Origin of the sequence: Bacteroides sp. AM44-19 (assembly GCF_003603395.1) — a bacterium.
Classification (GTDB): domain Bacteria; phylum Bacteroidota; class Bacteroidia; order Bacteroidales; family Bacteroidaceae; genus Bacteroides; species Bacteroides uniformis.
This window is the reverse complement of the sequence record NZ_QTNB01000005.1, coordinates 264,133-274,056: the sequence shown is the minus strand read 5'-3', so window position 1 is coordinate 274,056 and position 9,924 is coordinate 264,133. Positions and strand designations below refer to the sequence as shown.

The 9,924-nt window shown below is 44.4% G+C and carries 11 protein-coding genes and 1 pseudogene; 5 read left to right on the top strand and 7 right to left on the bottom strand.

The window, feature by feature from the left end:
- Positions 1–52 precede the first annotated feature (52 nt).
- The 3 genes and pseudogenes from DW947_RS10760 to DW947_RS10750 all read right to left on the bottom strand — a co-directional run.
- Positions 53–1,564: pseudogene (locus DW947_RS10760) on the bottom strand (DNA topoisomerase); the annotation flags it as partial.
- Positions 1,565–1,626: 62 nt separating this feature from the next.
- Positions 1,627–3,219, bottom strand: a complete 1,593-nt coding sequence (locus DW947_RS10755; protein ID WP_054858099.1) for a DUF3945 domain-containing protein — start codon at positions 3,217–3,219, stop codon at positions 1,627–1,629.
- A 20-nt stretch (positions 3,220–3,239) separates the two neighbouring features.
- Entirely contained in the window at positions 3,240–3,590 is a 351-nt protein-coding gene (locus DW947_RS10750; RefSeq protein ID WP_008141554.1) for a helix-turn-helix domain-containing protein, read from the bottom strand.
- Positions 3,591–3,859: 269 nt separating this feature from the next.
- Between DW947_RS10750 and DW947_RS10745 the strand changes: the two genes are divergently transcribed.
- A complete protein-coding gene (locus DW947_RS10745; RefSeq protein ID WP_008141555.1) occupies positions 3,860–4,147 on the top strand; it encodes a helix-turn-helix domain-containing protein in 288 nt (95 codons plus the stop codon).
- A 20-nt stretch (positions 4,148–4,167) separates the two neighbouring features.
- Positions 4,168–4,476: a helix-turn-helix domain-containing protein gene (locus tag DW947_RS10740; RefSeq protein WP_040311225.1), complete on the top strand. Its 309-nt coding sequence runs from the start codon at positions 4,168–4,170 to the stop codon at positions 4,474–4,476.
- Between the two features lie 66 nt (positions 4,477–4,542).
- Here DW947_RS10740 and DW947_RS10735 read toward each other — a convergent pair whose 3' ends face one another.
- From DW947_RS10735 to DW947_RS10720, 4 genes are all read right to left on the bottom strand, one after another.
- Positions 4,543–4,920 (bottom strand): hypothetical protein, encoded by a 378-nt coding sequence (locus tag DW947_RS10735; protein WP_008141557.1) that lies wholly within the window; start codon positions 4,918–4,920, stop codon positions 4,543–4,545.
- Positions 4,921–4,926: 6 nt separating this feature from the next.
- Positions 4,927–6,165 carry a site-specific integrase gene (locus DW947_RS10730; protein ID WP_008141558.1) on the bottom strand — a complete coding sequence of 413 codons (1,239 nt, stop codon included), beginning with the start codon at positions 6,163–6,165 and terminating at the stop codon, positions 4,927–4,929.
- Positions 6,166–6,494: 329 nt separating this feature from the next.
- Complete coding sequence (locus DW947_RS10725; RefSeq protein ID WP_004326694.1) at positions 6,495–6,833, bottom strand: hypothetical protein; 339 nt, start codon at positions 6,831–6,833, stop codon at positions 6,495–6,497.
- 1 nt (position 6,834) lies between these two features.
- Positions 6,835–7,605, bottom strand: a complete 771-nt coding sequence (locus tag DW947_RS10720) for a helix-turn-helix transcriptional regulator (protein ID WP_004326695.1) — start codon at positions 7,603–7,605, stop codon at positions 6,835–6,837.
- 777 nt (positions 7,606–8,382) lie between these two features.
- Between DW947_RS10720 and DW947_RS10715 the strand changes: the two genes are divergently transcribed.
- The 3 genes from DW947_RS10715 (at position 8,383) to DW947_RS10705 (ending at position 9,920) form a co-directional block, all read left to right on the top strand.
- Entirely contained in the window at positions 8,383–8,586 is a 204-nt protein-coding gene (locus DW947_RS10715) for a hypothetical protein (protein WP_005794293.1), read from the top strand.
- The gene (locus DW947_RS10710) at positions 8,583–8,834 is read left to right on the top strand and encodes a helix-turn-helix domain-containing protein (protein ID WP_009132293.1); all 252 of its coding nucleotides are present in this window, start codon (positions 8,583–8,585) and stop codon (positions 8,832–8,834) included. The genes DW947_RS10715 and DW947_RS10710 overlap by 4 nt, the downstream gene beginning before the upstream one ends.
- 384 nt (positions 8,835–9,218) lie before the next feature.
- Positions 9,219–9,920 (top strand): hypothetical protein, encoded by a 702-nt coding sequence (locus tag DW947_RS10705; RefSeq protein ID WP_117797000.1) that lies wholly within the window; start codon positions 9,219–9,221, stop codon positions 9,918–9,920.
- Positions 9,921–9,924 lie beyond the last annotated feature (4 nt).

The window sequence follows — 9,924 nt, the reverse complement described above, 5'->3', positions numbered from 1 at the left end:
GGTGGTACACGTTTCAAATGCTACCCGGGTCCCTTTTCAAGTGTTAGCTACACGTGCCGATGCCGCAATCCTTCAATGCCTGACGCAGCGCGTCGTCCTCTATCTCCTTGCCAGCCGTTTCCATTGCGGACAGCAGGGAGGCTTCGGTATGCAGCGGCTTAGGCTTGGTCTTACCTTCCGTGATGGAGGCGGCTTTCAGTGCCAGCCTATCGTCTTCCTGCCAGCCGGGTATGATGGTCTCCTCTTTCTCTTCCTCGCCATAGACTGCACGCCACCCGACTTGCCTGATAACACTGCCTTTCACCACGAACTCCGCTCCGGCACACTCCGCCGTAACAGTAGCGGTGTCTTTGACGCATTTTTCAGAGAAAGCCTCAATCATGCGTCCGGCAATCATCTGATAGACGGTATTATCTTCTTTGGAGAGGAACAGCGGTTTCTCGCCCGTGACGAGTAGGGCATGGTGGTCTGTTACCTTGCCGCCGTCCACGCTGCGGCGTGTCGGCACTGCCTTCGGATTGACTTTGTCTTTCCATTCGGGCAGGTTGCCGATGAAGGCGAGCAACTTGGGAATTTCCACGAACACGTCTTCGGGGATGTAGCGGCTTCCGGTTCTCGGATAGGTGATAAGTTTCTTCTCGTAGAGCTTCTGCGCGATTTCGAGTGTCTGCTCCGCTGTGAAGCCGTGTTTGGCGTTGGCCTCCTTCTGGAGCGTGGTCAGGTCGTACAGGAGCGGAGTGTCCTCTATCTTCTCCTTGCGCTCCGCTTTCGTGACGGTGGCTGTGCCTGCTTCCTTTACTTTATTATATAATTCCGTCGCAGGCTCTTTCTCTTTCCATTTCTCGGAGGACGAGAATTTCACGGTATCACCGTTGCCTCCGTCTGCGGCGATATGGAGCTGCCAGAACGGTTCTACCGTGAAACGGCGGTTCTCCCAGTAACGTGCGCATACCATCGCCAGCGTAGGTGTCTGTACCCGTCCGACGGAATATGTGCCGTGTCCGGCGGCGATGGAGAGTGCCTGCGTGCCGTTGATGCCCACAAGCCAGTCGGATTCGCTCCGTGCTTTGGCGGCAAGGTAGAGGTTGTCGTATTTGTCGCCCGCTTCGAGGTTGCGCAGTCCCTCACGGATAGCCTTGTCGGTAAGCGAGCTTATCCAAAGGCGCACGAAAGGAGTGGTACATCCGATATAGTGGTAGAGGTAGCGGAAGATAAGCTCACCTTCGCGTCCGGCATCGGTCGCCACGATGATCTGCTCGCTTTCCTTGAAAAGACGGGCGATGATTTTTATCTGCGACACCACGCCGCTGTCGGACTTGTAGCCTTTCTCTGTCTTTTCCTGACGGGGAATGAGCGTGAAGGTTCCGGGGATGACGGGCAGGTTACCACGGACGAAACCACGTATGCCGTAGCCGTCGGGCATGGCAAGCTGGACGAGGTGTCCGAATGCCCATGTCACGGCATAGCCGCCTCCCTCGAAATATCCTTCCTCTCTTTTTGTCGCGCCCACGATGCGGGCGATTTCACGTGCCACGGATGGCTTTTCTGCAATGATTGTCTTCATGTTTTCTTACTTTTTAGTGATACTTTGGATTCTATTTTGGATTTAGTGGTGGACACGGGAGATTACATCTTCATGCCCTTGTTGTTTTTCTTCTGTGGTTTCTCCTGCTGCTGTTGCTGTTTGTCGTCCTTCGGAGCGGTCTGTCCCTTCTGCAACGGCTCTTTCAGGTTCTTGGTCGCCTCGTTGGTCTTGCCCTCGCTGTTCACCGCCACCTGTGTGCGGCTTTCGTTGGAGGGGGCTACCTTCTGTGCGTTGTCAGGATTGGTGTCGTAGCGATAAGGACGACCCTTCTCCGGGTTGAACTTGATATACATCGTGGCATGGAAACCCTGTTTGTCTGTCACGTTCTCCAGCTTTATCGCCTTACCCGCTGCATAATCGGCTTTCTGCTGGTCGGTGAAGTTCATGCCGCTCCATTTGCTGATGGGGCGGATGCTGCCGTCGGCGTTCGTCCACGTGTTGCGGCGTTGCTCTTTCTGTGGGGCTGCGGAATTTTCCATGCCCTGAGCCTGTCCTTGTGTGAGATTGTTCTTGGCTTCCTGCGTCTGGGCAGTACGCGGCGACCTGCCGGTTCCCGGTACGAACTCCACGCCTCGCTGCTCTACATTCACTTGAAGAGTGGTGACGAATTTCCTGCCGTCGTTGCGCTCAATAAGTTTGTCGCGCACGGGCAGCCCGGCACGCAGCATATCCTGTTCCTGTTTGGTGATTTCCGTCTTTCCGATGCGCTCCGGTATGCGCACTTTGTTTGCTGGTATGTCCGTGATTTCATTTGTCTTGCGGTCTATGCTGATGAACGAGGGGATGATTTCACCCGTTTCCTTGTCCACGATGTCCACGACCCTGCCGAGATTGCCCGTTTCGCGCAGGTTCTTACGGTCTTCGTCCGAAAACTTGTGTTCCTTGTACTCGTCGAGTTTCTGCTCCTTGCGGATGAAGTGCGGCACGAGGCTGACATTGCCTTCACCGTCTTTCTTAAAGGAAAGGCGGGCGTCCAGTTCAAAAGCCTCGCCGCCAAACTTGGGCGACACTTTTACCAAATCGGATTTGCCGTAATTGAGCATTTTGGTAAGGTCGCCGGACTTTTCAAGGTCATCGCGTTTCACGCCCCATTTCTCTTCCAGCTCCTGCCAGTTGATTTTGCTCTCGTCGATGGGCTGGTAGCCCCGTCTGCCCTGTGCCTGTTGTTGCGGGCTTTCCTGATTCTGTTCCTGCTTCTTTTCCATTTCTTCCTGTTTTTGGGTTTCTTTGGGTTGCTCTTCCTGCTTTTGTTCCGTCTTTCCGGCGGTCTGTTCTTCCTTTACCTGCTTCTCGTAGCCGGAGGTGTCCACCTTGTGGGGCGCGAGCAGTTCCTTGTTGGCTTCGGGGTCTTTCAGCAGGTCTTTCATCACCTCCATCAGTTTGTCGGCTTGGTCTGCCGCGACACGGTAGAAACCGAAGCGGCTGGGCTCCTTGCACTGCCGGAAGAAGTTTTTGAAGAAGTTGTCCAGCACGTCGCCGTGGCGGTCGAATTGCAGGAAACTCTGCGCGTTCTCCGCTTTCGCGGGGGTGCGCTTGGGGGAACCGTCGGCATCCAGCCCGGCTACCACGCTGAGTTCGCCCGTCTTCTCGTCACGGACTATCAGCACGTCCTTTTCAGTTGTTTTCTTTGCCATTTGAAAAATGTTTTAATGGGTTATTTTTGAAAGAAATTATGGATACGGGCCTTGTAGAAGGCTATATCTTCTTTTTTGAAGTCCTTTACGTGTCCGGAAAGAAACGTCAGCACGTCCTCTTCGCTGTAATAGGTCTTTTTGCCGAGCGTCTTGTACGGCAACGCGCCGATACTGCGGTAGCGTTGCAGGGTGCGCTTGCTGATCTGGAGCAGCATACAGAGGTCCTGGTTGTCGAACATCCTGATACGTTCCATCGGGTCCGGGGCTTTGCCGGACGGCTGCAAGGAGAGCAGCAGTTCGTCCTGCCGGTCGAGCCGTTCCATCAGCTTTTGCATCCAGCTCTCGAAATTGTTTCGGGTAACTATTTCCATATTTATGTCCTCCGTTTTTCTTGTTTCTGAGGCAAAGTTCGGTAAAGGGCAAAAGCGGCTTTAACAACTCACTACGTGACTCACGTATAATTTTTTTAGGGAATGGCTCCGTTACCCGGACAGACGACGCAACAAGCAGCCAGTCAATAAGAAATGGAACGTAGATATAGAAAGCGTATTACTTTTATGCCGGATTCCCGGATAAGAGGCTATGAACAAACATACTTACTGGAACAAATCCTTGCATAGTAATCAAAAACAAATGAAATATGGAAATTATTAGCATTGAGAAAAAGACTTTTGAAGAGATGGTTTCAAAATTTGACAACCTTGTTGCAAAAGCCGAAGCATTATGCTTTGAAGACAAAAAAATGAGTGAGTGGATGGATAGTCAGGATGTCTGTGTCCTTTTAAATATCAGTCCACGCACCTTGCAGACTTTACGTGACAGCGGACGCTTGGCATATTCACAGATAAACCATAAGACATATTATCTTCCAGAAGATGTCGGACGTATGCTGCCTATCGTGGAAAAACGAAAAATAAAAGACAAATGATAACAAAAAGCAGAAAGCCTATGAATGATAACCAATTGATAACGAAAGAAAGTGAATGGATTGCCTATTTTACAAGTAGTATAGAACGAATAATAGCAAAAATGGAACGGATGAAAAAGGATTGCCGTCCCACTTTGGGCGGCGAGAATTTTCTTACGGACAAGGAAGTGGCTGAACGGTTGAGAATCAGCAGGCGTACCCTACAAGAATACCGGAATGAAGGGCGTATTTCATACATTCAGCTGGGAGGAAAAATCATATATAAGGAAAGTGATATTGAACGGTTGCTCAAAGACGGGTATAGGGAAGCCTATTTGACAGACCTTTAAAAAATAGGAAAGGGGCATCACCTATGTAGGTGCATACCCCTTTTCCCGTATGGGATTCATTTGTTCTCAGCTGGGATTTGAATAACTGCCATTCTTCTCATTCAACCCAAGCAATAGGTAATTAATGTTTTTATTTTCACGCAGCAGTTTTTTAAGCACGTATTTTCTGAAAAAGGTGCTCTCTCTACTGCATATCCTGAACGAAATGGCTGTTATCATTTCAAGAGAATAGACATCCATGCTTATCCGATTGCCGTTTTTTATATATCGCATTGTAATCTGCTCATCCAACTCACGACTTTTATAAGCAGAGCGGATAATTTTTCGGACATCCGAAGAAAACACGCCAAACAAGTCGGCTATTTCAAACAATGTCATCCATACGGGAGTAGTTGGCATAGTGACTGCTCCCGTTTCACTGATGGTTATAATCCCTCTGTCCATAATTCCCTATACTTGTCGTTTCAAAAAACTCCGTTCTACATTTTTCATATCGCGTAAAATAGAGGTGTCCAGTACCTTGGCATAATGCTGTGTCATACGGATATTGGAATGTCCCAAGATTTTAGCGACATTTTCCATGCTTACCTCGTTTGCCAAAAACACGACGGTAGCCGCAGTATGCCGGGCAACGTGTGTGGTCAGACGCTTCTGTATTCCACAGATGTCGGCTATCTCCTTTAAGTAAGCGTTCATTTTCTGGTTGCTCAATACAGGCAAAAGCACATTTTTGGCAATACAATCAGGTTGGTGCGAATACTTGTCTATCAATTTACGGGCGGGTGATATGACTGGAATATTACACATCTGCTTTGTTTTTTGGCGGGCTTTACGAATCCACAAGTTACCGTCATTGTCCCTTACAAGATGTTCCTTGCTGAGCTGATGCACGTCTGCAAAAGCCAGACCTGTGTAGCAGCAAAAGGCAAACACGTCCCGAACCTGCTCCAGCCGTTTTATCTCAAAATCCTTTTCCATCAGCCTGTCCAGTTCTTCTTGGGATAAAAACTCCACATTGACTTCATCCATCTTGAAATGAATGCCATAAAACGGGTCTTTTTCTATCCATCCGTTGGCTAATGCGATGCGTATGACTTTTTTCAGGTTCTTCAAATGTTTCAATGCGGAATTGTTCTGGCATCCGATGGACGTTTTCAGCCAATACTCGAAATCGCGAACAAACTGCCCGTCCAGTTCATTCAGGAACAGGTCATCCTTGTGATATCCAAAACGGATAAACTCCCTCAACCTGTTTATGGAAGTCTCAAATTTTGTCACGGTTGATTCCGTGTACTCCTTACCGATTAAAGCCCGGCATTTCTCGTTATGGTCTGTATAGATTTCCAAAAGCGTATGCTGCACTTTATCCCGACCGTAATATCTGTCACGGATGGCATCTGCCGTAACCATTTTTGCATCTACTTCAAGTTCCCTGTGTATCTGCAACACTTTGGCACGAACAGAACTTATATAATGATTAAGTTCCTGCGAATTGCGGTCTTTTCCTTTGGAACATTCTTTTGACTGGTTCCAAAGTTCTACAGGTACGCTACGCTTGATCATAATTTCCGCTTTCCGCTTGTCAACGGTAATGCGCATACATACGGGAGCCTCCCCGTTTTTCAGCAGTTTCTGCCGCTTGATGTAAAACAACACACTCAGTGTACTACGTCTCTTTTCAATTCCCATACTTTTTGCATTTTAAGTGGTACAAAGTTAAATTCCATTGTCCCAAATCAGGCTATGCAAAATACTGAGAATCAGCGAAAACAAATCCAAATCGTTGGACTTTTCAATCCTTTAAAAAGTCCAACGGATAAGCCAGTGCCAACTGCGCCATTCCGCGGCTTTTTATTAGGAATTATAGAAAACAAAAAAGTCCCAAAGTATTGAACTTCAGAACTTTTCTTGATTTTGCTTCATAAGATTGCGGTGCGTACGGGACTAACACATTTTGCTATTATACTGATAATCAATAAAATACTTATTAAAAATATATTAATGGTATCATATTTATATCATCTCCGCTTATTTTCTTCTATAATTTTATGCAGTGCTTCTATCTGCATCATCGCACCTTCATAAGCTGCTTTGTAGTTGACATTCGCATCAATATCCGTCTCAATCATATTCCCTTTGCCAGTACAAAGCCACTTCACATTCAATTCCGGGAACTTATCCACAATACGAGCTATTATATCAGTTCCAATAGCCCCCTTCCCGTTCCTTATGGAATTATAAATGTATCTATTTGATAATTCACAATAAGCCTCAAACGAGTTCTCACCTTTGACAACTCCCTTATCACGTGCATACCTTGCAAATTTTCGTAATCTGTCAATAGCCCTTTCTTCCATATCAAATAATCTTTTGACTTATTATGCGTAATGCTTGCCACATCCCCCTTATTTCTCTTCTCTCGACATCTAACTGGCCATGCTTGGGGTTATCAGCCTTTAAAGTCAGCACATTATCCAAGAAAAGACTGTTTTTCAATATCCGCTTGACTGAAAGTGTTTTCCCATACACAATACTCACAACTCCTGACGCGCTTTCCCACAAACCTTCTTCTATTTTGCGAGCAAGAATTTTAGCTCCGTCCGGTATAGTTGGCTCCATGCTGTCACCACGTACTTGAAAGACCATATAAGAATCATCAAGCACTTCACCTTCTTCCGGCATGACACCATAAGAATCAATTTCATAAGCTGTGTTATATAAGCTTTCGACAAATGAAGCCGCAGCATCTATCGGAACATATTTTACTTTTACAAGAATATCTTGAAGATAAGGAGCTACTTTACTAATCGTAGAGTCTGATTGCATTCTCGCATTTTTCAGAGCATCCCTAATATCCTTCTCCGAAGGTTCTATCTGTCCTGATGGAGTCTTTGCAAACAAACCTTCTCCAGTATATAGCCATGCTCTGCTCACATCATACTTCTCACAAAAAGCATCAATTGTTTTTTTACTTGGTAACTGAATCCCTTTTTTTATACTGGTAAGAGTTGATTCACTGGATATAATATTGTCTTTCTTCAATTTATACCCACTCAAACCACAATATGAAATTGCTTGCAAAAACCTTTTTGAGAGATCACTCAATTTTTTATCGTCAACTTCTTGCATACTTCATAAATTAAGTAGTATATTTGCATCCGTAATAGTAGCAGTATTACCACATAAATTGATTAAACATCCTATTTGGAGTTTATATATAGAAATCCGTAAATAGCTGCTACCTATTTGCGGATTTTCTTTTTCTCCACATTGTGTAATCGGCGGTAGGCCGCATAGCGGAGAGACAGAGGGTTACACTCTTACAACTCAATACTGCGAAAGGCGTGCGATATTGAGAGGCAAACGAAACCGGGATGCCTGCACAGCTACAAGTAAGCGAAAAATCCGGGAAGTCGGGTAACTTGTTAATGCCCGGCCAGCTAAGAACGGCGTACTTATACGAACGAGACATTTCTTATGCTGCATATAGCAAAAACGGGAAACCGTCTAAGGGCTAACTATGCAGCAATCCAGCACCTTACCGAATGAGATCGTCTTTTACTTCTTCAATTATTACAATACTAATAGAACGACATTACTTTTTTTTCAGAAAGCTTTCTTTTTACGCAAGCCTCACTTGTATAACATTTTATAAACCAGCAACTTATATTAAAACATGTTTTATAACATACGATATACTACAAATTTTATGAAGCATTTTATTGTACTTCTGAAAATATGAAGTATATTTGCAACGTCAAACAAACAAAGAGTGTAAGTTTGAACAACAAGAAAGCTGGCGACTTCAAAAGCCACTTACTACATATCTCATTGGCAAATGTAGTTGTTAGCTTTCTTTTATGCAAATTTTTTTGTGGAAAATTTAAGTATAAAATAGAAAATAGTATGAAAGTAACAAAGAAAGATATTCTAAGTATTAAAGCTGGTTCTTCCAAAGTAATGCAGCTGGATTCTTACAAGGATTGCGTCAATGCAAGAAGCTACGCCTATCAATTAGCTTTTACTGATCCCCGTGAAGACGTTGAAAGATATTCAACATCCATCGACAAAGATAAAAATCAGATAACCATCGAAGCGATAAAGAAATGAACCGTTCAGATGCCAGAATGATTGCAGAAGAACTGCACAAGTTTATTCGCAATGATGTGAGAAAGGCTGTAACTGAAATGGCGACTGTTGAAACCGAAGAGTATTTGAATGCCAAACAAGCAGCTGTATTTCTTGGATGGAAGTTGCAAACCTTATACAATCGAATACATGATATTCCTCACACCAAAAATGGCAAGAGTCTCATTTTTACCAAATCAGCTTTGAGAAAATTCATGGAAAGAAAATAATCCCGGACGGATTTGGCCGTCTTTCCGGGAACTAACAAAACGTTCTTTGACATATTGTATAGTCTGAACAAATAAAGACTTAAAACAAGGTTTACTGCTTATCTAAAGGGCGAAATAGACCGACAAAGTAGCCAAAGCGGATTAGTGAAAAGAGTGTGAATACGGACTGCCAATAAGAAGATGCAGCACACGAATCACTAAGTTATCAAAAACAACTTATATTATGACAAAGTAAACGTAGGGCGTTTATAAATACATTCTTAACTGAATAGATACTTTAAATGATATATATACCCGTGCTTCGCAAGAAGCGGTCACCGCTAAAAAGCTACGGCCAACAATCCATCGGAACGCGGACGGGAACACATTTTAAATGCTAAAAGTATGAAAGGATTTACAGAAATGACCGAGCAAGAGATTCTTGCGTTAACGGAGGAAGATGTACAGAAATTGATTAAACTCCGCATGATGGAGGAAGGTATCAAAATTATGGATAAGCCGGAGGTTCCCGAATTGTTTGAGATTGAACCTGCTGATTTGAAAGTGTTCACGATCCCATTCTTTGAAGGTTACGCTTTTACAGACATGGAAGAAGCGAATGCGGTAGCAGAAGCATTACGTAATGCGAAAACCCTTCGCAAAGTTGAATACGATTGGAACAAACTCGGAAGCGACTACAAATATCTCGTCAAGAAAGATAAATACAATTACTCTATCAAGCCAGACTTTGAGGTTAACTGTGGCTTTGTATATTCAAGTGAACTATACGAAAAGATTTCAAACTTTGCCGCACAGAACAAGGTTATGAAAGAACAAGCAGCGAAAGACCAAAAAGAATATGACGAAAAGATGCAAGAAGCGTCCGGTATTATCTCGGAAATAAGCGGACGGGTTAAAGAGGTCAAAGTTAAGTATGAGCGATTGAATAGGCTTACTTACAAATTCGCTACTGACTATTATCCCCTTTCCGATCACAATGAGGATATGGCAATGAAATTTATGGCTAAAGCCTATTCTTTTACAGATAAAGAAAAAGAATACATATTACAGAATTACAAAGAATTACTATCTACAAGTGATGAATAAGTTT